Origin of the sequence: Streptomyces sp. BK79 (assembly GCF_044142145.1) — a bacterium.
Classification (GTDB): Bacteria; Actinomycetota; Actinomycetes; order Streptomycetales; family Streptomycetaceae; genus Streptomyces.
This window is the reverse complement of the sequence record NZ_JBHVOC010000019.1, coordinates 102,740-122,266: the sequence shown is the minus strand read 5'-3', so window position 1 is coordinate 122,266 and position 19,527 is coordinate 102,740. Positions and strand designations below refer to the sequence as shown.

The 19,527-nt window shown below is 72.5% G+C and carries 20 protein-coding genes; 7 read left to right on the top strand and 13 right to left on the bottom strand.

Going from position 1 to position 19,527, the window contains the following annotated elements:
- Positions 1-4: 4 nt before the first annotated feature.
- Complete coding sequence (locus tag ACFIF2_RS23755; protein WP_395575242.1) at positions 5-484, bottom strand: MarR family winged helix-turn-helix transcriptional regulator; 480 nt, start codon at positions 482-484, stop codon at positions 5-7.
- Positions 485-602: 118 nt separating this feature from the next.
- Here ACFIF2_RS23755 and ACFIF2_RS23750 point away from each other — a divergent pair, with 118 nt between their 5' ends.
- Together ACFIF2_RS23750 and ACFIF2_RS23745 are read left to right on the top strand one after the other, a co-directional pair.
- Positions 603-773: a hypothetical protein gene (locus tag ACFIF2_RS23750; protein WP_395575241.1), complete on the top strand. Its 171-nt coding sequence runs from the start codon at positions 603-605 to the stop codon at positions 771-773.
- A gap of 143 nt (positions 774-916) precedes the next feature.
- Positions 917-2,509 carry an MFS transporter gene (locus ACFIF2_RS23745; protein WP_395575240.1) on the top strand — a complete coding sequence of 531 codons (1,593 nt, stop codon included), beginning with the start codon at positions 917-919 and terminating at the stop codon, positions 2,507-2,509.
- A gap of 89 nt (positions 2,510-2,598) precedes the next feature.
- Here the strand turns inward: ACFIF2_RS23745 and aztD are convergent, their stop codons facing one another.
- From aztD to aztB, 4 genes are all read right to left on the bottom strand, one after another.
- Entirely contained in the window at positions 2,599-3,801 is a 1,203-nt protein-coding gene (gene aztD / locus ACFIF2_RS23740) for a zinc metallochaperone AztD (RefSeq protein WP_395575239.1), read from the bottom strand.
- Between the two features lie 89 nt (positions 3,802-3,890).
- Positions 3,891-4,853: a zinc ABC transporter substrate-binding protein AztC gene (gene aztC / locus ACFIF2_RS23735; RefSeq protein ID WP_395575238.1), complete on the bottom strand. Its 963-nt coding sequence runs from the start codon at positions 4,851-4,853 to the stop codon at positions 3,891-3,893.
- A complete protein-coding gene (locus ACFIF2_RS23730; protein ID WP_395575237.1) occupies positions 4,850-6,088 on the bottom strand; it encodes a hypothetical protein in 1,239 nt (412 codons plus the stop codon). The genes aztC and ACFIF2_RS23730 overlap by 4 nt, the downstream gene beginning before the upstream one ends.
- Positions 6,089-6,098: 10 nt before the next feature.
- Positions 6,099-6,995, bottom strand: coding sequence for a zinc ABC transporter permease AztB (gene aztB / locus ACFIF2_RS23725; protein WP_395575236.1), 897 nt, complete (start codon positions 6,993-6,995; stop codon positions 6,099-6,101).
- A gap of 14 nt (positions 6,996-7,009) precedes the next feature.
- Between aztB and aztA the strand changes: the two genes are divergently transcribed.
- Positions 7,010-7,753 carry a zinc ABC transporter ATP-binding protein AztA gene (gene aztA, locus ACFIF2_RS23720; RefSeq protein WP_395575235.1) on the top strand — a complete coding sequence of 248 codons (744 nt, stop codon included), beginning with the start codon at positions 7,010-7,012 and terminating at the stop codon, positions 7,751-7,753.
- A 44-nt stretch (positions 7,754-7,797) separates the two neighbouring features.
- On the opposite strand, the gene ACFIF2_RS23715 is transcribed toward aztA, so the two are convergent.
- From ACFIF2_RS23715 to ACFIF2_RS23685, 7 genes are all read right to left on the bottom strand, one after another.
- The gene (locus tag ACFIF2_RS23715) at positions 7,798-8,811 is read right to left on the bottom strand and encodes a pyridoxal-phosphate dependent enzyme (protein WP_395575234.1); all 1,014 of its coding nucleotides are present in this window, start codon (positions 8,809-8,811) and stop codon (positions 7,798-7,800) included.
- Positions 8,769-9,773, bottom strand: a complete 1,005-nt coding sequence (locus tag ACFIF2_RS23710) for a GHMP kinase (RefSeq protein ID WP_395575233.1) — start codon at positions 9,771-9,773, stop codon at positions 8,769-8,771. Before ACFIF2_RS23710 ends, ACFIF2_RS23715 begins: the two co-directional genes overlap by 43 nt.
- On the bottom strand, positions 9,770-10,579 hold the full coding sequence (locus tag ACFIF2_RS23705) for a Rossmann-like domain-containing protein (RefSeq protein WP_395575232.1): 810 nt from the start codon (positions 10,577-10,579) through the stop codon (positions 9,770-9,772). The genes ACFIF2_RS23710 and ACFIF2_RS23705 overlap by 4 nt, the downstream gene beginning before the upstream one ends.
- Positions 10,576-11,334 carry a methyltransferase gene (locus ACFIF2_RS23700; protein ID WP_395575231.1) on the bottom strand — a complete coding sequence of 253 codons (759 nt, stop codon included), beginning with the start codon at positions 11,332-11,334 and terminating at the stop codon, positions 10,576-10,578. The genes ACFIF2_RS23705 and ACFIF2_RS23700 overlap by 4 nt, the downstream gene beginning before the upstream one ends.
- A gap of 110 nt (positions 11,335-11,444) precedes the next feature.
- Entirely contained in the window at positions 11,445-12,455 is a 1,011-nt protein-coding gene (locus ACFIF2_RS23695; RefSeq protein WP_395575230.1) for an ABC transporter substrate-binding protein, read from the bottom strand.
- A gap of 14 nt (positions 12,456-12,469) precedes the next feature.
- Positions 12,470-13,243 (bottom strand): ABC transporter ATP-binding protein, encoded by a 774-nt coding sequence (locus ACFIF2_RS23690; protein ID WP_395575229.1) that lies wholly within the window; start codon positions 13,241-13,243, stop codon positions 12,470-12,472.
- 1 nt (position 13,244) lies between these two features.
- Entirely contained in the window at positions 13,245-14,264 is a 1,020-nt protein-coding gene (locus ACFIF2_RS23685) for a FecCD family ABC transporter permease (RefSeq protein ID WP_395575265.1), read from the bottom strand.
- Positions 14,265-14,634: 370 nt separating this feature from the next.
- Between ACFIF2_RS23685 and ACFIF2_RS23680 the strand changes: the two genes are divergently transcribed.
- The 4 genes from ACFIF2_RS23680 to ACFIF2_RS23665 all read left to right on the top strand — a co-directional run bounded on the left by ACFIF2_RS23680 (position 14,635) and on the right by ACFIF2_RS23665 (position 18,148).
- Positions 14,635-15,918, top strand: a complete 1,284-nt coding sequence (locus ACFIF2_RS23680; RefSeq protein ID WP_395575228.1) for an MFS transporter — start codon at positions 14,635-14,637, stop codon at positions 15,916-15,918.
- A gap of 185 nt (positions 15,919-16,103) precedes the next feature.
- Positions 16,104-17,096, top strand: a complete 993-nt coding sequence (gene dhaK / locus ACFIF2_RS23675) for a dihydroxyacetone kinase subunit DhaK (RefSeq protein WP_395575227.1) — start codon at positions 16,104-16,106, stop codon at positions 17,094-17,096.
- A gap of 49 nt (positions 17,097-17,145) precedes the next feature.
- Positions 17,146-17,745: a dihydroxyacetone kinase subunit DhaL gene (gene dhaL, locus ACFIF2_RS23670; protein WP_395575226.1), complete on the top strand. Its 600-nt coding sequence runs from the start codon at positions 17,146-17,148 to the stop codon at positions 17,743-17,745.
- Positions 17,738-18,148, top strand: coding sequence for a PTS-dependent dihydroxyacetone kinase phosphotransferase subunit DhaM (locus ACFIF2_RS23665; RefSeq protein WP_395575225.1), 411 nt, complete (start codon positions 17,738-17,740; stop codon positions 18,146-18,148). Before dhaL ends, ACFIF2_RS23665 begins: the two co-directional genes overlap by 8 nt.
- A gap of 9 nt (positions 18,149-18,157) precedes the next feature.
- On the opposite strand, the gene ACFIF2_RS23660 is transcribed toward ACFIF2_RS23665, so the two are convergent.
- Positions 18,158-19,447 carry a sulfite oxidase gene (locus tag ACFIF2_RS23660; protein WP_395575224.1) on the bottom strand — a complete coding sequence of 430 codons (1,290 nt, stop codon included), beginning with the start codon at positions 19,445-19,447 and terminating at the stop codon, positions 18,158-18,160.
- Positions 19,448-19,527: the final 80 nt, after the last annotated feature.

Below are 19,527 nucleotides of genomic sequence, written 5' to 3'. Positions count from 1 at the left end.
GCGCTCACGGCGTCGAACGGGCGGGATGCATACGGTCGTTCAGCGAACGGAGCGCGTTCAGCGCCGAGCCGAGGGCGTCCACCTCGCTCACGGACATCGTGCGCAGCGCCCGGACGAGGAGGCCGCTCATCAGGTGCTGCACCTCGGCGAGCTGCTTGCGCGCGGTGGGCGTGAGATGGAGGTGCGCGACGCGTTTGTCGGCGGGGTCCTGACGGCGCTCCAGCAGGCCCTGCTCGGTCAGCTGGGTCACCAGTGCGCTGACGTTGTTGGGCTTCATCAGCAGGGCTTCCGCCGCCCTGCGCACCGTGGCCCCGTCGTTCGCCTCGACGTGGCGGAGCAGCGCGATCTGCGCCTCGGACGGCTTGGGCCGGTCGAACTCCGGACCGATCTGCCGCTCCATGGCCCGAGCCAGGGCGGGCAGCAACGCCACGAGACCGGTGGCCACGTGGTCGATGTCCGGATCGGGTCGGCTGGGCTCGGGCATGGTCCGCATTATAGGTAGGCACATATAGGTATGTCAATATACCCACTCACCGCCTCCACCCCCGCCTCACATATAGCTATCTTGACATAGCTATATCTACGGCCCTACAGTGGTCGGCATGCCCGAGACCAGCGCGTCCGCCCAGGACATCGACCACGTAGCCTCCGGGCCCGTGGCATGCCTGCCCGCGCGGCGCCGGGCCCTGACCGACGGCGAACTCGACGCCCTCGGCTCGGCGCTGTCCTCACTGCACGCACGGAACGAGCGCCTTCAGCCCGCCGTCGGCTGATCCCGCCTTCCTGCCCCTCGCTCCCCGCACCGCCCGAGCCGTGTCCGGCCGCACCCGCGCCGACACGGCCGGCCATCCTGCGCGGACGCGCGCCGCCGTCCACTGTCACCTGCACCTTTGCCTGAACAAGGACTCACACTCCCATGCCCTCCGAGGTCTTGAACTCACCGTCCCCGCAGACCGGTCCGGCGCCCGCCGCCGAGCCGCGCGGCCGCCGGGCCAACCCGTGGCTGACCCTGCTCGCCGTCGCCTTCGGCCTGTTCATGGTCGGCCTGGACGGCTCCGTCGTGTCGATCGCCAACCCGGAGATCGGCCGCGACCTGAACGCGTCCACCGCCGACCTCCAGTGGGTCACCAACGCCTACCTCCTGGCCCTCGCCGCCGCCCTCATCCTCGGCGGCAAGCTCGGCGACCGCTTCGGCCGCCGGACCTTCTACCTGGTCGGCGTCGCCGGCTTCACGCTCGCCTCCGTCGCCATCGGCCTGGCGGGGTCCATCGAGGGCGTCATCGCCTTCCGCGCCCTCCAGGGCTTCTTCGGGGCTCTGCTGATGCCCAACACCCTCGGCATGCTGCGCGCGGTGTTCCCGCCGAAGAAGTTCGGCATGGCCGTGGGCATCTGGGCCATGGTGTCGTCGGTCTCGACAGCCCTCGGCCCGATCGTGGGCGGCCTGCTGGTCGAGCACGTCAACTGGGAGTCGGTCTTCTACATCAACGCCCCCATCGGCGTCATCGCGCTCGCCTTCAGCATGGCGGTCCTGCCGCAGAGCAAGAACACCTCGGCGGCGCGGGAGAAGTTCGACATACCCGGCGTCGTGCTGCTCGCGCTCGGTCTGCTCGCCGTCGTCTTCGGTGTCGTCAAGGGCGAGACCTGGGGCTGGACCTCGGCCGGCACCCTGGGCGCCATCGGCGCGGGCATCGTGGTCCTGCTGCTGTTCGGCTGGTACGAGACCCGGGTGGCGCACCCGCTGCTGCCCATGCGCCTCTTCCGCAACCCGGCGCTGACCATCGGCACCGTCATCACCGCCCTGAACTTCTTCATCCTGCTCGGCGTGATCTTCTTCGTGATGCTGTACCTGCAGAACGTGCGGGGCTTCAGCCCGGTCGAGGCCGGCGTGCGCACCCTGCCGCTCAGCCTCGCCTCCGTGGTCGCCTCCCCGCTGGGCGCCGCGCTCACCGACAAGTTCGGCCCGCGTCTGACGATGCCGCTCGGCATGGCGCTCCAGGCCGTCGCCTGCTTCGCGATGCTGGGCTGGGACGCGCACTCCTCGTACACCGCCATGTGGCCGCCGTTCATCGCGCTCGGCCTCGGCGTCGGCATGGTGATGGCGTCCTCCTCGGACGCGATCGTCGGCAACGCGCCGGTCAGGGACGGCGGCGTCGCCGGTGGTCTGCAGGCCACCGCGCTCCAGGTCGGCGGCGCGCTCGGCACGTCCGTCCTGGTCTCCCTCATCAGCAGCCGGGTCGGCTCGACCCTGACCGGGGAGCTGACCTCCTCCGGCGTGCCCGCCGACGCGGCCCACGGCCTGTCCGAGGCGAAGGACGCGGTGGCCATGGGGGTCGCCCCGGTCTCGGGCGACATGCCCGCCTCGTTCGCGTCCGCGGTCGTCGAGGGCAGCCACCAGGCGTTCATGAACGGCGTCCACACCGCCGTGCTGGTCTCCGGCGTCCTGTGTGTGCTCGGCGCCCTGCTCGCCGTCGTCGGCGTACGGCGCAGCCCCGAGGCGGCCCGTCACTGAGGGCATGACGGGCCGCCCGGCCGGGGCGAGGGAGTGGCTGTGGGGACGGACACTCCTCTGCGCCCCGGCCGGGCCACCGGAGGGGCCGGTCAGTGACCGTCCACCGTCCCGGACAGTTCGTTGGTGGCCTTCGGCAGCGTCACGGACGTCAGCTTCTCGCCCGAGTCCAGGTCGAAGGCGTGCAGCCGGCGCTCGCCCGGTTCGGAGACGTACGCCGTGTGGTCACGGACGAACAGGGTGGGCCTGGGCTGCTGCCAGTCCAGGGGCTCCGTCCAGTCGCCGACCGCCTCGATCCTCTTCTCCACCTTCCCGGTCTCCGGGTCGATGACGTGGAGGACACCGTTGGTGCCGAGCACCAGGGCCTCGCCGTGCGGGCCGCGGCCGAGCGAGCGGAAGGAGTAGCTGGTGCCGAGGTCGACCAGCTTCATCTTCGCCGTGCGGGTGTCGATCAGCGATATGCGGGTCGGCCGCTCCAGCTCCGCCTCGGGGTCGGTCTTGTAGTCGCCCAGGAGGATCGGGGAGACGTCGCTGCCGGCCTGGTTGCCGGTGCGGGCGTAGTCGTCGGGGGCGTCGACCTTGGTGAACGCGCCGTCCTTGTAGAGCAGTACGCCGTCCTCGCAGCCGAGACCGACCACGTCGTCCCGGGCGGCGGCCTCGCCGTGCACGCCCGGGCAGTTCTCGGCCCGCGCGATCTCCTTGTCGTTCTCGTCCAGGACGAGGGCGCCGGTGCGCTTCTCCTCGGTGCCCAGGGTGGTGACGAGTTCGCCGCCGGCCAGTTCGATGGCGACGCCGTGGTGGGGCTCGGCGGAGGTGTAGGTGCGGCCCTCCGGCTGCTTCCCGCCGGCCAGGTCCGCGGGATCGAAGACGTTCACCTCGCCCGTGCCGTCGGTGAACAGGGCCGTCCTGCCACCGTGCCGCACGACGTGACCGGGCTTGGCACCCTTGAACTCGGCGTCCGTGAAGGTCTGCCGGGCCGCGTCGAACACGCGGAATCCGCTGTCGGTGGAGACGATGACGTGGTCCTCGTCGCCCGCCGGGTTGACCCGGTTGAAACCGGGCAGCTCGACGGTCTCGGCCAGCTCGAGGGTCTCGCCGTCGAGGACGTACAGTCCTCCGTCGTACGAGGCCACCAGCGGGTTCTCGACCGCGGTGGCCGCGCTGCCCTTCGTCTGCTTCTTCGGCTCGGCGCCGGACGAGGCGCCGTCGCCGCCGCCGCAGGCGGTCAGCGCCAGGGACGTCGTCAGCGCGAGGGCGGTGCCCGTGAGCATTCTGGCGCGTGTCGGCCTGTTCATGGTGGGTGTGTCCTCTCCGGCCCTCAGGGCTCGGGTTCGGGTGGTGGGGGCGGCCGGCGGTCGCTACGCCGGTCCTCGGGGGAAGCCGGTCAGCCGGCGGTGAGGCCCTCGGTCATGGCCGAGGTGTTGGCGCGCATCATGTCGAGGTAGGTGTCGGCGCCCTTGCCCTTCTCGGTCAGCGACTCGGAGTACAGCGGGACCACGTCCACGTCGCCGCCCATTTCCCGGCGCAGGACCTCGGCGAGCCGGGTGGGCCGGGAGACGTCGGCGAAGACGGTGCGCACCTTGGCCTTCTCCATGGCCTGGGTCAGGGAGCGCAGGTCGGAGGAGCTGGGTGAGGCGAGTGTCGTGCCGCTGGGGATGACCGCGCCGATCACGCGGAAGCCGAAGCGGTCGGCGAGGTAGCCGAAGACGTGGTGGTTGGTGACCAGGGCGCGCCGGTCCTCGGGCACGGCGGCGAAGGACTTCTCCATCCAGGCGGTGAGGTCGGCGAGTTGGCGGTCGTAGCGTTCGGCGTTGTCCCGGACTGCCTTCTCGTCCACGCCGTCGACGTGTTCCACGACGTGGTCGGCGATCAGGCCGGCCGCCTTGCGGACGCGGTCGGGGTCGGTCCAGAAGTGCGGGTCGGGTTCGCCGGCCTCGTCGTCGGGACCGCCCTCCTCGCCGGCGTGGAAGGTGAGGGGATCGGCCGCCTCACCGGCCGCGAACGTGGCCACGCCCGACGCGCGGGCCGCCGCCACGTGCCGCAGTACGTTCTCCTCCAGGCCCAGGCCGTTGTGGACGACCAGGTCCGCGTGCTCCAGCTCGGCGGCCTGGACGGCCGACAGGCCGAAGGAGTGCGGGTCGGCGTTGGGCTTCATCAGCACGCTGACCTCCGCCTCGTCCCCGACGATCTCCCGGGTGATGTCGCCGAGGATGTTGGTCGTCACCACGACCCGGGGCCGGTCGCCGTCGCCGCTCGCGCAGCCGGTCGCCGCTGCGGCGAGAACGAAGAAGCTGACCAGGGTCAGCACCAGGGCGCGCACCTTCGCCGCCCCCACCCGCACCCTCATCGGCCCGTCTCCACCATCAGGGCGGGCCGGATGTCCAGGTCGAAGGTGCGGGCGACACGGAGGTCGTCGTTGTAGTCGATCTCGTAGACGCGCCTGCCCGCGGGATCGTTGAGGTAGGCCCGGCTGCGGTCGACCTCGATCACCGGTGCCGCGGCTTCGCCGGTGGCGGCCTCGGGGACGTCCTTCAGCAGACGGTCGGTGACCGTGGTCTCCTTTCCGGTGGACATGTCGTAGCCGTGCAGGGCTCCGTCGTTCTCCAGGACGACGAGCGGGGAGCCTTCACCGGCGGTGTTGGCGGCGACCACGGGGCCGGTCTCCACCCGGGTCCAGGCACGCTCGGTGACGTCCAGGACCCAGACGGCGTCCTTGCCCGCGGGTGCGGTGAGCGTGGCGCTGCCCGGGCGGTGCCGGAACTCCGCGGCCCGCTCCGTCCGCGGCACGTCCTCGCCGTAGGGGATCTTCTCGGCGGTGAAGGTGCCGTCGTCCTCGTGGACGAGCAGGGCGCCGTCGGCGCAGCCGAGGACGACCCCTCGCCGGGTGACCGCGTCGCCCTTCGGGTCCTCGCACGCGGACTCGGGGGTGGCGACGCGCTTGCCGGACCGGTCGAGCACGACGGCCTTCGCGGGAGCGTCGCCGTCGCGCGTGAGGGCGACCAGGTGGTCCGCGTACGGCACGACGGGACCGGCGTAGGTGCCCGGAAGCCGGTCGGGGGTGCCGAGGGTGCCCTTCTCCAGGTCGGCGCGGAGGTGTACGCCCGCCTGACCGTCCGTTGCGGTGACGACGGTGACGCCCGCGTCTCCGCGGACGCTCGTGCCGGTGCCGCCCGGGAGTCCGCCCACCTCCTGGATCTTCGCGCTGTAGTAGTGCACATGGTCTCCGTGGTCGACCGTCCAGGCACCGGTGTCGAGAACGTGGGTGCCCTCCGTGCCGTGGAGGTAGCCGAAGCGGCCGTCGGTGGTGAGTTGGGTGACGCCGGCCTTGCGCGCGGTGTCGTGGACCTCGCCGGTGATCAGGTCCAGCACTCGCGTGCCGCCGGTGCCGGGGTCGCTGAGCAGGAGCCGGGACTGCTGCTCGGCGGCCTCGGTGGCACCCGCGACGTAGCCGTGGGGGGTGGCGGAGGAAGAAGGCTTCTCAGGGTCGGACTTGGCGCCGTCCTGGCCCGCGCAGCCCGCGGTCAGCAGGACCACGGACAGCAGCGCCGGCATCAGGGATGTGACGTTTCTTCGGACGAACAAGGAGATCGCCTCAGGTTTCGTTCGGTCGGATCGTGGGGGCGTGTGGGGTGAAGGGGCCCGCGTCGGCGGGGAGACCGTCGCGGCGCGCGCGACGCCGGTGCCGGATCCCGGACGCCAGGTGGGACAGGAAGAAGAGGCTGACCGCGAGGGCCGAGACGGTGGCGCCGGCCGCGGTGCTCAGATGCCAGGAGAGCAGCAGCCCGCCGAAGGTGGCCGTCGCGCCGAGGGCCGCGGCGAGGACCATGACGCCGCGCACGCCGCGCGCCCAGGGCAGGGCCGCCGCCGGCGGTGCGATGAGCAGGCCGAGGACGAGCAGTGTGCCGACGATGTGGAAGGAGGCGACGATGGCCAGGGCCAGCAGGCCGAGCAGCACGGCGTGCGCCGTCCGGGGACGCAGGCCGAGTGTCCGGGCCTTGCGCTCGTCGAACGCGAGGGCCAGGAAGGCGCGGTGACCGAGCGCCGAGACGACCAGTGCCAGCAGCAGCGCCGCCCCGAGGAGGACCAGGTCGCTCTCCCGCACGGCGAGGACGTCGCCGAAGAGGAACCCGGTGAGGTCGACGGCGAACGACTGGGAGCGCGACACGACGATGACGCCGAGGGACAGCATGCCGACGAAGAGCAGGCCGATGCCGGTGTCCTGGGACAGTCGCGGAGTACGACCGAGGGCGGTGACGCCGGCCGTCATGACGGCCGCGCTCACCACCGCCCCCACCAGCAGGTTGCCCCCGAGCAGCGCGGCGACCGCGACGCCCGGCAGGAGTCCGTGGGACATGGCGTCACCGAGGAAGGCCATCCCCCTCAGCACCACCCACGTCCCCGCGAGGGCGCATATCGCCGACACCAGGATCCCGGCCCACAGGGCACGCTGCACGAAGGCCACCTCGAAGGGGGCCGTCAACCACTCCATACGAAGACCCTACAATGACAATCATGTTCAACAAACCTCCCCGGATGCGGACCGCCGACACCCCGAAGGGCGAGCGCGTCCGTTTCGACGACCTGGACGCGGGCTACCCAGGCCGACCGGTGCTCCGTCAACTCAGCGCGCACATACCTTCTTTGGCCATGACGGCGCTCGTCGGGCCGAACGGCAGCGGGAAGTCCACTCTGCTCGGCGTCCTCGCCGGCGTGATCGACGCCACATCCGGGCGCCTCCTGTACGCGCGGGGCCGCCCGCCGGCCTTCGTCCCGCAGCGCGGCGCCGTCGGCGACGCACTCCCCCTCACGGCACGCCAGACCGTGGAGATGGGCCGCTGGGAGGAGCGGGGGCCGTGGCGGCGGCTGACCCGGCAGGACCGGGCGGTGGTCGACTCCGCCATGGAACGACTGGGCGTCGCCGGCCTAGCCGCCCGCCAGCTGGGCGAGTTGTCCGGTGGGCAGCGTCAGCGCGTCCTGATCGCCCAGGGCCTCGCCCAGCAGTCCGACCTGCTGCTCCTGGACGAGCCGACCACCGGGCTCGATCCCGAGGCCCGCGAGCGGATCACGGCGCTGCTGACGGACCTGGTCGCCGACGGCACCACCGTCGTGCAGGCCACGCACGACCTGGAGGCCGCCCGCTCGGCCGACGCCTGTCTGCTCCTCAGCGAGGGACGACTGGCCGGGCAGGGCAGGCCCGAGGAGGTGCTCACCCCCACGGCCCTGTCCCGGATCTGGCAGCCGGCGTGAGCGGCCGGACCGGACGTGTGTGACGCCCCCTGCCCGGCGGCGGCCTACCCGAGGAGCGCCCCCTCCGGCGCGGGTGACCCGTCCCAGCTCATACGTGACCAGGGGAGGGTGAGGTCGTCCGTGCGCCCCACCGCCCGGGGGGCCAGGTCCTCGATCCGGGCGGCCTCCCGGTGCCGGGCGAACACGGTGTCGACGTAGCGGTGGCCGGTGTCGGCGGCGATGAACAGGGCGGTGCGGCGGGGCTCTTGGCGGCGTTCCCACCGGGCGGCGAGGTAGGCGGCGCCGGTGGACAGGCCCGCGAACACGGCGTGCCGGCGCAGCAGGTCGACGCCGCCGGCGAGGGCGGCGTCGAAGGCGAGCCAGTGCACGACGTCGTAGAGCTCGTGGCGGACGTTGCCGAAGGGGATGGAGCTGCCGATCCCGGCGATGATGATCTCCGGGTCGGCGACGTGCTCACTGCCGAAGGTGACACTCCCGTACGGCTGGACGCCCACGAGGCGTACGTCGACGGAACGTTTCCTCAGGTAGTGGGCGAGGGCGCCGGTGGAGGCGCCGGAGCCGACGCCACCGACCAAGGTGAGGGAGTCGCCACCGGTCCGGTCGTGGATCTGTTCGGCGACGGCTTCGTAGCCGAGGTAGTGGACGTCGTCGTGGTACTGGCGCATCCAGTGGTAGTCCGGGTGGGCGCGCAGGATTTCGCGGACGCGGGCGACCCGGCGGTTCTGGTCGAGCTTGAGGCTGCTGCTGGGCGGCATCTGCTCCAGGTGGGCTCCGAGTATGTCGAGCTGGGTGTGCAGGGTGTGGTCGACGGTGGTGGAGCCGACGATGTGGCAGCGCATGCCGTAGCGGTGGCAGGCCAGGGCGAGTGCGTAGGCGTAGATGCCGCTGGAGCTGTCGACGAGGGTGTCGCCGCGCCGTACGGCTCCGGTGTCGAGCAGGTGGCGTACGGCGGCCAGGGCGGAGACGACCTTCATGGTCTCGAAGCGCAGGCAGAGAAGGCCGTCGTCGAGGCGTATCAGGTCCGGGCGGCCGATGGCTTCCGAGATGTGTTCGTCCACGGGAACTCCTCGCTGAGGGGGGACGCGAAGGTGGTGAAGGTCCGGGTAGGGGTGATGCCCTCGCGGTCCAGGGCACGGGTGCAGCGGCGCAGTCTGTCGTGCAGGCCGGGAGTGCGGGGGTCGAAGAGGAGGCCGGCGACGTTGCCGCTGTGGGCGATCTGCACCCCGGCCGCGCCCGTGCCGTCGGCGATGCCGGTGAGGGACTCGAACTCCTGGTGCCGCAAGTGGCGTTGACGCAGGCGGGCACTGGCGGTGCCGACCCGGCCGAGCAGGGCGGTGTCGGCGGTGGTCACCGCCCGGCGGAGCATGCGGAGCAGGTGCCCGTAGGCCGCGAGGTCGTCGTCGTGGTGGAGGGCGGGGAGGGAGAGGGTGTCGACCGGTGCTCCCCCTGCGAGGACGCACCCCACCACCACGGCGGGCGGCAGCGCGGCACCCAGCACTTCGAGGACCCGGCCCTCACGCTGAGCGAAGAGCAGAGGGCGGGAACCGTGCATCAGGGGGTCGCTGGCGCCTTCGGCGCGCACCGCGATCCGGGCGATCGTCTCCGAGGGCAGCGGTACGCCCCAGGAGTCGGCGACCGCCCGCACGGTGGCGATGACGTCGCTGGTGGACGAGCCCATGCCGAGGCCGAGGGGAAGGTCCCCGGCGAGGGTCAGTTCCCCGCCGCAGGGCTCCGCGCCACGGCGCGCGGCGCACTCCCGTACCGCGAGGACGGCCGCCGCCCGTGCCTTGGTGCGGCCGGCGGGCGTCACCGTCACCTCGTCCGGCGCGCTGCCGGGCCGGTGCGCGAACCGGGCGGTGCTGCCCGGTCCGTGCATCGGCAGCGTGACCAGTGCGTGGACGGGGCGACGCCGCTCGTCGCGGAAGACGCCCTGCAGGATCTCGCCGTGATGGCAGGCGGCGCGTCCGGTGCCCTCCGTGCGACGGGCTGCGGCCTCCGGCCGGCGGGTGGCGGCCGTCATGCGTCGGCCGCCACCCGGTAGCGGTACAGGGTGGTGGGTTCGGCGCTGAACTGGGAGAAGGGGAAGGGCTCCGCGGACAGGGCGGTCACGCCCTGTCCGAGGAAGGCGCGCGCCACGGCGCTGCCGGTCTGGGCGTAGACCACCAGAGGCACGCCGCGTTCGCGGCAGCGGGCCAGGACGGTGTCGAAGCTCCCGTTGCTCAGCGTCATGCCCGTGGCCACGACGGCGTCGGCGGTGTCGAGGATCTCGTGCATGTCGTCGGTGACCGGGTCGCCCCACTGGGTGGTGCGCAGGTTGAAGTCGCAGAGCAGGGGGTCGCCGCCGCGCTCGCGGATGGCCGCGACGAGCGGGTTGACCACGCCGATCAGACCGACCTTGGCCCCGGCATCGATGTCCAGGAGCCCGGCGATGGCCGCGTCCCGGGCCAGCGCCCGGGTCTCCGGTGTCCCGGCGGGCAGGGTGACCGGTTCCGCCTCGGCCGCCTCCCGGTGCGGGCGGACCGAGCCGAGGTAGGCGTCGAGCGCGGCGATCCGCAGCGGCCTCGGCGCCTCGCGCAGCAGTGTGCCGACGGGAGCGCCGGAGGCGTCGCGGCACAGGGACGGGTCGACCTCGCCCGCCTCGAAGGCGCAGCCGCCGAAGGAGTCGCCCAGGCGGACGAGGACGTACTGGTTGAGGTAGGTGGTGTTCCCGCCGGCCAGCCGGGTGCCGTGGTGCACCCAGAACACGCTGGTGGCGACGAGGTCGGCGGGGTGGGGGCCGTGCTCGCCCGCCAGGACGGCGGCGAACAGTTCCTCGGTGTTCTTCATCGCTGTCCTCCGGTGCGGGACTCGTCGTGGGTGATGCGGAAGAGGAAGGTCAGCACGCCGTCCCGCCAGTCGTGGAGGTGGTCGATGTGAGGGCTGAGTCCGTGGTCCAGGGCGTGCTGGGCCAGGGCCCGCAGGTCGGCGGTGTTGGAGGCGATGACGTAGATCTCGCCGCCGGGGGCCAGCAGGTCCTTCTCCGCGATCTGGGCGAAGAACTTCGCCAGCAGCGGCGCGCCCACGCAGACGTTGCGTACGACGTCCGGGTCGTCGCTGACGGTCTGGCTGACGGCGGGCGGGTTGAAGGTGACGACGTCCAGTTGAACCCCCTCGGGGAGAGCGTCGAAGACGTCGCTCACCGCGGGGAGGAACGCGGTGTCCGGACGCTCGCCGACCAGGCGCCGGTAGTGCCCGGTGGCGGCGGCCACGCTCTGCGGGTGGACGTCGAGCGCGTGGATCTCCCGGGCGCCCCGGACACCCGCCGCGACGGCCTCGACGCCCAGGCCGACGCCCATGGCGGCGTACCGGAGCCCGCGGGTCTCGATACGGCCGTCGAGCACCCGCTCGTGGATCAGACGGCTGGTCCAGCCGGGTATGAAGACGCCGGGCGGGACGTCGAACGTCCAGCCGTTCCACTCGTAGGAACGCGTGGTGTGCAGATCCGCCTTGGGCTGGTTGAGGGCGATGATCCGGTCGGCGGGCAGGGGCGGGGGCAACTGCTCCAGGAGAGCCTGGCCGATCGGGTCACGGGCCATGTCCATGGGGTCCTTTCCTTGTCACACGGTGGGACGGGACGGCGCGTGGCCGCGCCGGAGTGCGGCCTGTCCGGCGGGCGTTCACGCCTGCCGGAGGGGCCGTGGCGGGGGGAGACTCAGCCCTTCAGTTCGCGCAGGTAGGCGGCGAACTTCTCCAGGCCGTCGATGTTGCGGGGGCCGCTGATGCCCTCGTTGTAGTCGAGGACGAAGAAGTTGTTCTTCTTCACGGCCGGGAGTTCTCTGGTGTGGGGGGACTTCTTCAGGAAGTCGATCTTCTTCGCGGCGGGCAGGTCGCCGTAGTCGAGGATGACGATGACCTCGGGCTCGGTCTCGGCCACGGATTCCCAGTTGACCTGGGTCCAGCGCTCGTCTAGGCCGTCGAAGACGTTCTTGCCGCCCGCCGTCCTGATGATGTCGTTGGGGGGCACCTGGTTGCCCGCGGTGAACGGCTGGTCGGTGCCGGAGTCGTAGAGGAAGACGGGCACCGGGTCACCCTTCGGGGCCTTGGCCTCGACCTCCTCCACGCGCTTCTTCAGACCGCTCACGACCTCCGTGGCCTTCTCCTCGACCCGGAAGATCTTCCCCAGTCGTTCGAGGTCGGTGTAGAGAGCCTGGAAGGGGCTCATCTTCTCGGGGTGGCCGGGGTAGTTGAAGCAGCTCTCGGTGTGCATGAAGCTCTGGATGCCGAGCTTGTCCAGGATCTCGGGCGTGATGCCCCGCTCGTCCTTGAAGCCGGAGTTCCAGCCGGCCACGACGAAGTCGGACTCGGCCTCGACCACGACCTCCTTGTTCAGGAGGTCGTCGCTGAGCATCTTCACCTTCGCGTACTCGGACGCCCACGGGGACTCACTCACCGGCGGGTTCGCGGGAGGCATCACATAGCCGTGCACGTGCTCGGTCAGACCGAGGGCGAACAGCTTGTCCGCGCTGCCGCCCTCGTAGGCGACGGCCCGCTCGGGCACCGTGTACTCCACCGGTTCACCGCAGCGCTTGACGGTGACCTTGCCGGACTCCTCGGCCTCCGATTCGACCTCGGCACCGCATCCGGCGAGCACCAGTGCCACCGCCAGGGCGGAGCCGAGAGCGACGGTCCGGCGGGCCGTGACGGGAGTGGGGGTTGAACGCATGCGTGAACAGCCTTTCAGCGGGTGGGGTGGAGCGTGTACAGGAGCTGGGGATCGCCGGTCAGCGGGTGGGGAACGACGCTGGCCCGGACGCCGAAGACGTCCCCGACGAGCTGTGGCGTGAGCACCTCCGCGGGCGTGCCGGAGGCGACCAGGCGGCCCTGCGAGAGCACGCCGAGCCGGTCGCAGGCCGCCGCGGCGAGGTTGAGGTCGTGCAGGACGACGAGGACGGTGAGCCCGGACCCGCGCAGGAGCGAGAGGAGGTCGACCTGGTGGCGGACGTCCAGGTGATTGGTCGGCTCGTCCAGGACGAGGATCGCCGGTTCCTGGACGAGCGCGCGGGCGAGCAGGACGCGCTGGCGCTCGCCGCCCGACAGCGTCATGACGCCCCGGTGCGCGAGGTGTCCGATGTCGAGCTGCTCCATCGCCCGTGCGCACAGCTCGCGTTCCCGGCCACTGAGCGCCTGGTTGCCGCGCAGATGGGGCGCGCGTCCGAGCGCGACGACCTCCTCGACCGTGAAGTCGAAGTCGACGCCACCGTCCTGGGTCATCGCCGCGATGGTCCGTGCGCTGTCGCGCATCGGGAGCCGGGTCAGGTCCCGCTCGCCCACCCAGACGGTTCCGGAGCTGGGACGCAGTGCCCGGTACACGCACCGCAGCGCGGTGGACTTGCCGCTCCCATTGGGTCCAACGAGCCCCACGACCTGGCCCTTCGGCACCTCCAGGGACAGTCCCCGCACGAGACTCCTGCCGTCCGTGACCACGGAGATCTCATCAAGTCTCAGGTCCACGTCAGCGCCCTCCGAAGGTGTAGCCCCTGCGCCGCATCAGGGTGATGAAGACGGGCACCCCGACGAGCGCGGTGATGACCCCGAGCGGCAGCTCGCGCGGGGCGACCAGGGTGCGCGCCGCCAGATCGACCCACACCATGAAGATCGCCCCGACCAGTGGGGCCACGGCGAGCACGCGGGCGTGCGTGGCACCGACGACCATGCGCACCACATGCGGCATGACGAGTCCGACGAAGGCGATGGCGCCGCTGACGGCGACCATGACGCCCGTGACGAGCGAGACGAGCACCAGCAGCACCCGGCGGTTCCGGTCGGGATCGAAGCCGAGGCTCGCGGCGGTCTCGTCGCCCAGGGAGAGGACGTCCAGGGCCCGCCCGTACCGGTACAGGACCGCGAGTCCGGCCAGCACCACGAAGGAGACCACGGGCAGCGCGCCCCAGGTCGCGGCACCGAAACTGCCCATGGTCCAGTACAGGACCATGCTCGTCGCCTCGCTGTCCGGGGCGAAGTAGATGATCAGGCTCATGACAGCCTGGAAGCCCAGCGACATGGCGACGCCCGTCAGGACGAGCCGCAGCGGTGACAGCGCGCCCCGACTCGCGGAGGCGGCGTACACCAGGAGCGAGGCGACCAGCGCGCCGATGAAGGCGCCGGCGGAGACGGCGTAGATGCCGAGGGCCGCGAACCCTCCGGTGACCGTGACGCCGACGGCGCCGACGGAGGCGCCCGAGGAGACACCGAGCACGAAGGGGTCCGCCAGCGCGTTGCGCACCATGGCCTGGATCGCCACTCCGACCGCGCTCAGCCCGGCCCCCACCAGTGCCGCCAGCAGCACGCGCGGCGTACGGATCTGCCAGATGATCTGATACGTCGTCACCTCGTCCGGGCCGATGCGCCCGCCGCTGAGAGCCGCCCACAGATGGCGAGCGGTCTCCCCCGGGGTGACGACCGCGGGGCCGAGCCCGATGGCGACGACGACGGACACGAGCAGGACGGCGGCCAGCACCGCGCAGCCCAGCAGCAGTGCCTTCCGGGAGGCGAACCGGCCTCGCACCGCGGCCGGTTCGGCCGCGTCCCCGTCGGCCGGGGGTGCGGAGATCGAGGGCGCGGGCACGAGCGGCACCTTCACTCCCCCTCGTTAATGGAAATCATTTTCATGTACGAAAACCTAGCATGCGGGTCCGGCGCAGCACACAACCCCCCGCACATCGGGACCCGATGGCCGACAGCACTCTAATGGAAATGATTATCACTGCGATAGTGTGACGTCGATGCCGCGCCGCCCTCCGCGCGCCACGGCCACTCCGTCGCACAACACCCCTGCCAGGCATGGACGTTGCGACCGGTTTCCGTCCGATCCGCCGCCCCCACCAGAACAGGAGCGTTCCCTCGTGCCCACCCCCTCCGCCCCTCCCACCTCCGCCGGACCGCCCCCCGCCGAGCAGCGCTCGATCCTGCTCGACCTGGCCTTCCTCCGCCTCTGGACGGGCGCCACCGCCTCGGGGCTGGCCACCTGGGCGCTGCCGTTCGTGCTCGGCCTCGCGGTCCTGGACCGGACCCTCACGGCCACCGGTCTCGGTCTGCTCCTCGCGGCCCGCACCGCGGGCTTCCTCGCGGCGGTGCCCGTGGCCGGGGTACTGGCCGACCGGCACTCCCGCCGGGGCGTGGTGCTGTGGGCGGGGCTCGCCGCCGGGGCCGCGGCACCGGTGATCGCCGTCGGCCTGGACCGCTCGGTACTGCTGATGGCGGCGGGCGCCGCCGTGGCCGGAGCCGGCCAGGGCGCCTGCCGGCCCGCCTACCAGGCCCTGACCGCCGAGGTGGTGGACGCCGGCCGCAGGCAGCAGGCCAACGCCGCCATGACGCTGGCGGTGCGGGTCACCACACTCGTGGGACCCTCCCTGGCCGCGCTGCTCGCCGTCTTCCTGGACACCCGGGCCCTGCTGGTGGGCATCGGGCTCCTCTGGCTGGCGGCGGCCTGCGTTCCCGGACGCGGCGCACGGCGGGGGGCCGCGCACGCCCCCTCGGACCCCACGGCCGGGACGGGCAGGGCGTCCTTCCTGGCCGAGTTCGCCGAGGGCGTCCGCGAGGCCCGCAGGCACCCGTGGTTCCTCGCGGGCCTTGGCGCGCTGACCGCCGTCATAGCCACCGGCTACTCCGCGACCGGCGTCGCCCTCCCCCTGGTCAGCCGCGACGAGTACGGCACCGAGGTCGTCCTCGCGGGCGCGATGACCGCCTACACCGCGGGGGCGCTGGGCGGTGCGCTGCTCATCGCCCGCTGGCGCCCCCGCTCCCCCGGCCGGGCCGCCCTGGCGGGCCTCGCCGCCTACGGATTCGCCCCGCTCAGCCTCGTCTTCCCCGTGCACCCGGTGGTCGTGATGGCCGCCTACGCCGTCGCGGGCATCGGCATCGAGCTGTTCAACGTGCCGTGGTTCACCGCCGCCCAGCGGGAAGTCGCCCCGGACAAACTCGCCCGGGTCTCCTCCCTGGACTTCCTGCTCTCCTACGGCCTCGCCCCGGTCGGACTCGCCGTCATCGCCCCCGCCATCGACACCTTCGGCGCCGGGGAGGTCCTCACCGCCTGTGCGGTGATCTGCTTCGCGGCACCTGCCGCCGCCGCCCTCGTCCCCAGCTCCCGCGCCTTCTCCACCGAGCCCGCCCGCGGCGACGCCCGCTGACGGCCGCGGCGCCGACCCCTCCCCCAAGGGCGGGGGCCGGGGCGCGCCCGAGACGTCCTCGCGCGTGACCTTCGCCGCCACAAGGCCGATACTGCCGACAGCGGCGCCCCGACCGGCCGCCCGGCCGAGCGCCCGACCTGACGCCTCGTCACCGAGGCCAGTACCGAGTCACCCAGGAGGTACCCATGAGGATGCTCATCAACGTCCCGGAGACCGTGGTAGCGGACGCCCTGCGCGGTATGGCGGCCGCCCATCCCGAGCTGACCGTGGATGTCGAGAACAGGGTGATCGTGCGGCGGGACGCTCCCGTGGCGGGGAAGGTCGCCCTGGTGTCGGGAGGCGGCTCCGGGCACGAGCCGTTGCACGGTGGGTTCGTGGGGCCCGGGATGCTGTCGGCGGCCTGTCCGGGTGAGGTGTTCACCTCGCCGGTGCCCGACCAGATGGTGCGCGCCGCGGCGGCCGTGGACAGCGGGGCCGGCGTGCTCTTCGTCGTCAAGAACTACACCGGTGACGTGCTCAACTTCGACATGGCCGCCGAACTGGCCGAGGACGAGGGCATCCAGGTCGCCAAGGTGCTGGTCAACGACGACGTGGCGGTGACGGACAGTCTGTACACGGCCGGGCGGCGCGGTACGGGGGCGACGCTGTTCGTGGAGAAGATCGCCGGCGCCGCGGCGGAGGAGGGCAGGCCGCTGGAGCGGGTGGAGGCGATCGCCCGCCGGGTGAACGACGGTTCCCGCAGTTTCGGTGTGGCGCTGAGCGCCGTCACCACGCCGGCCAAGGGCAGCCCCACCTTCGACCTGCCGGCCGGGGAGCTGGAGCTGGGCATCGGCATTCACGGCGAGCCCGGCCGGGAGCGGCGCCCGATGATGACCTCGGGGGAGATCGCCGAGGCCGCGGTGGAGGCCGTCCTGAGCGACCTGAACCCGAGCAACCCCGTCCTGGTCCTGGTCAACGGCATGGGTGCCACCCCGCTGCTGGAGCTGTACGGCTTCAACGCCGAGGTGCAGCGGGTCCTCACGGAGCGGGGAGTGGCCGTGGCCCGCACCCTCGTCGGGAACTACGTCACCTCGCTGGACATGGCGGGCGCCTCCGTCACCCTGTGCGAGATCGACGAGGAACTGCTCGGGCTGTGGGACGCGCCGGTGAGGACGCCCGCTCTGAGGTGGGGCATGTGAGGCCGGACGGGGAAGGGATGACGACGTACCTACCAGGCAAGGAGATCCAGTGCTCGACGCCGACTTCTTCCGCCGTTGGATGACGGCGACCGCCGCGTTGGTCGACCGTGAGGCGGAACGGCTCACCGCCCTCGACTCACCGATCGGCGACGCCGACCACGGCAGCAATCTCCAGCGCGGGTTCACGGCCGTGGCGGCCACGCTGGAGAAGGAGGCACCCGGCACTCCCGGCGCGGTGCTGACCCTCGCCGGACGGCAGCTCATCTCCACGGTCGGCGGCGCCTCGGGGCCGCTGTACGGGACGTTGCTGCGGCGCACCGGCAAGGCGCTCGGGGACGCCGTCGAGGTGAGCGGCGAGCAGCTGGCCGAGGCGTTGCGCACAGGGGTGGACGCCGTCCGGACGCTCGGCGGTGCCGCGCCCGGCGACAAGACCATGATCGACGCCCTGGTGCCGGCCGTGGAGGCCCTCGGCGACTCGTTCGCCGCGGCCCGTGCCGCGGCCGACGAAGGAGCCGCGGCGACCGTGCCGTTGCAGGCGCGCAAGGGCAGGGCGAGCTACCTGGGTGAGCGCAGCATCGGGCACCAGGATCCCGGGGCCACCTCGGCCGCGCTGCTCTTCTCCGCGCTGGAGGAGGCGGCCGGTGAGTGAGGGGAAGCTGGTCGGGATCGTGCTGGTGTCGCACAGCGCGGAGGTCGCGGCGTCGGTGGCCGAGCTGGCGAAGGCCCTGTCGGGCGGTGGCGCGGCGGTGCCGGTCGCCCCGGCGGGCGGGACCGCGTCGGGCGGGTTCGGGACCAGCGCCGAGCTGGTGTCGGCGGCCGCCGCCTCCGTGGACCGGGGTGCTGGGGTCGCCGTCCTCACCGATCTCGGCAGCGCGGTGCTCACCGTCAAGGCGCTGATCGCCGAGGGCGACGAACTCCCCCAGAACACGCGGCTGGTGGACGCCCCCTTCGTCGAGGGCGCGGTGGCCGCGGTCGTCACGGCCGCGACGGGTGCCGACCTCGCGACGGTGGAGGCGGCGGCTTCCGAGGCGTACTCCTACCGAAAGGCTTAGACGTCCCGGTCAGACCACGGACACCGGGTGCCGTACCACCGCGTCGAACAGGTAGCCCTGGGTGTTGTGCACGGCGGTGAGCGGCTGACGGCGGCCGGCCGTGTCGGTGGCGCGGGCCAGCAGGTGCGCGGGGCCGCGGGTGCCGGGCTTCCACACGGCCGACCAGCGGGTCCACGTGTCCGGGCGGGGGCGGTCGTGCAGGCGGGCCCGCCGCCATGTCGCGCCGTCGTCGGTACTGACGTCGACCCGGGCCACGGCGCCGGCACCCGACCAGGACCGGCCGTGCAGCACGTACTCCTCGCCCACCGGCACCGTGGCCCCGGCGGCCAGCTCGAAGGCGCTCTTGATCGTCTGCCGGGTCAGCGGCGCGCTGCCCTCGGGCGGGTGCGCGGGCCCGAACAACCGGTAGAAGGCCGTGTTCCACGGGGAGAACAGCGGCTGCGCCGACACCTCGATGTCGCCCACCCACTTGATCGAAGCGATGCCCGCCCACGAGGGCACCAGGACCCGCACCGGATGGCCGTGGTCGTGCGGCAGCGGTTCGCCGTTCATCTCGTACGCGAGCAGCACGTCGTCCAGCGCCTTGGCCAGCGGCAGCGGACGGCGCACCCGGCCCAGATTCTCCCCGCCGCTGACGTACTCCGCGTCCAGGCCACGCGGCTGGAGGTCGACGGCGTGCCGCGTGAGCCCCGCCCGGCGCAGGACGTCGGCCAGGCGCACTCCGCGCCAGCGGGCGACGCCGACCGCGCCGAGCGTCCACGGAGTGCCGCTGACCGGTTCGCCCTGCTGGGTCGTGTAGTGGCTGCGGCCGTTCCCGGCGCACTCGACGAACGCGGTGCGCACGACGGCCGGCAGTGCGCGCAGATCGTCGTACCCGAACTCCACCGGTCTGTCCTCGCCGGGCGCGCCCCGCAGTCCGCTCCCCCACAGCCGCAGCCGCCATTGCTGAGCGTCCAGGAGGGGGGTGGCGGTGTGATTGCGCACGAAGAAGAGTTCGTTGGGGGTGTGATGGCCGGTCCCGCGCAGGGCCTCCCAGCGGGTCTCGGCGTTGGTGCCGCGCCGGATGAACCACTCGGGCGGCAGCGGTTTGCGGATCGCGTCGTCAGCGGCGTGGGCCCGGTGGGGGGAGGGAAGCGCGGTGGCCGCGGTCGTGGCCGCGAGCAGGGTGAGCAGCGTGCGGCGGCTGACCCCCTCCGCCCGGGCCTCGCCGGCCAGCCACTGGCGCAGCCTGCGACGGTCGTAGGCGGTCTCGTCGACACGGTTCGCGGAACGGGGTGAGGGCACAGCGGATCCGGGCATGGGAGGTCCTCGTCATCGCGGAGGGAACGGCTGGGGGCAGGACGACGGCGCGAGTCGGCGCGGGGGGCCTGGGCCGCGGG

Bases quoted from the DNA above. Each gene is read 5' to 3' on its own strand.
- aztA (WP_395575235.1), top strand. From the start codon at position 7,010: ATGACAATCATGTTCAACAAACCTCCCCGGATGCGGACCGCCGACACC.
- ACFIF2_RS23700 (WP_395575231.1), bottom strand. From the start codon at position 11,334: ATGGACATGGCCCGTGACCCGATCGGCCAGGCTCTCCTGGAGCAGTTG.
- ACFIF2_RS23745 (WP_395575240.1), top strand. From the start codon at position 917: ATGCCCTCCGAGGTCTTGAACTCACCGTCCCCGCAGACCGGTCCGGCG.
- aztC (WP_395575238.1), bottom strand. From the start codon at position 4,853: ATGAGGGTGCGGGTGGGGGCGGCGAAGGTGCGCGCCCTGGTGCTGACC.
- aztD (WP_395575239.1), bottom strand. From the start codon at position 3,801: ATGAACAGGCCGACACGCGCCAGAATGCTCACGGGCACCGCCCTCGCG.
- dhaK (WP_395575227.1), top strand. From the start codon at position 16,104: ATGAGGATGCTCATCAACGTCCCGGAGACCGTGGTAGCGGACGCCCTG.
- ACFIF2_RS23755 (WP_395575242.1), bottom strand. From the start codon at position 484: ATGCCCGAGCCCAGCCGACCCGATCCGGACATCGACCACGTGGCCACC.
- ACFIF2_RS23710 (WP_395575233.1), bottom strand. From the start codon at position 9,773: ATGACGGCCGCCACCCGCCGGCCGGAGGCCGCAGCCCGTCGCACGGAG.
- aztB (WP_395575236.1), bottom strand. From the start codon at position 6,995: ATGGAGTGGTTGACGGCCCCCTTCGAGGTGGCCTTCGTGCAGCGTGCC.
- ACFIF2_RS23705 (WP_395575232.1), bottom strand. From the start codon at position 10,579: ATGAAGAACACCGAGGAACTGTTCGCCGCCGTCCTGGCGGGCGAGCAC.
- ACFIF2_RS23750 (WP_395575241.1), top strand. From the start codon at position 603: ATGCCCGAGACCAGCGCGTCCGCCCAGGACATCGACCACGTAGCCTCC.
- ACFIF2_RS23660 (WP_395575224.1), bottom strand. From the start codon at position 19,447: ATGCCCGGATCCGCTGTGCCCTCACCCCGTTCCGCGAACCGTGTCGAC.
- ACFIF2_RS23695 (WP_395575230.1), bottom strand. From the start codon at position 12,455: ATGCGTTCAACCCCCACTCCCGTCACGGCCCGCCGGACCGTCGCTCTC.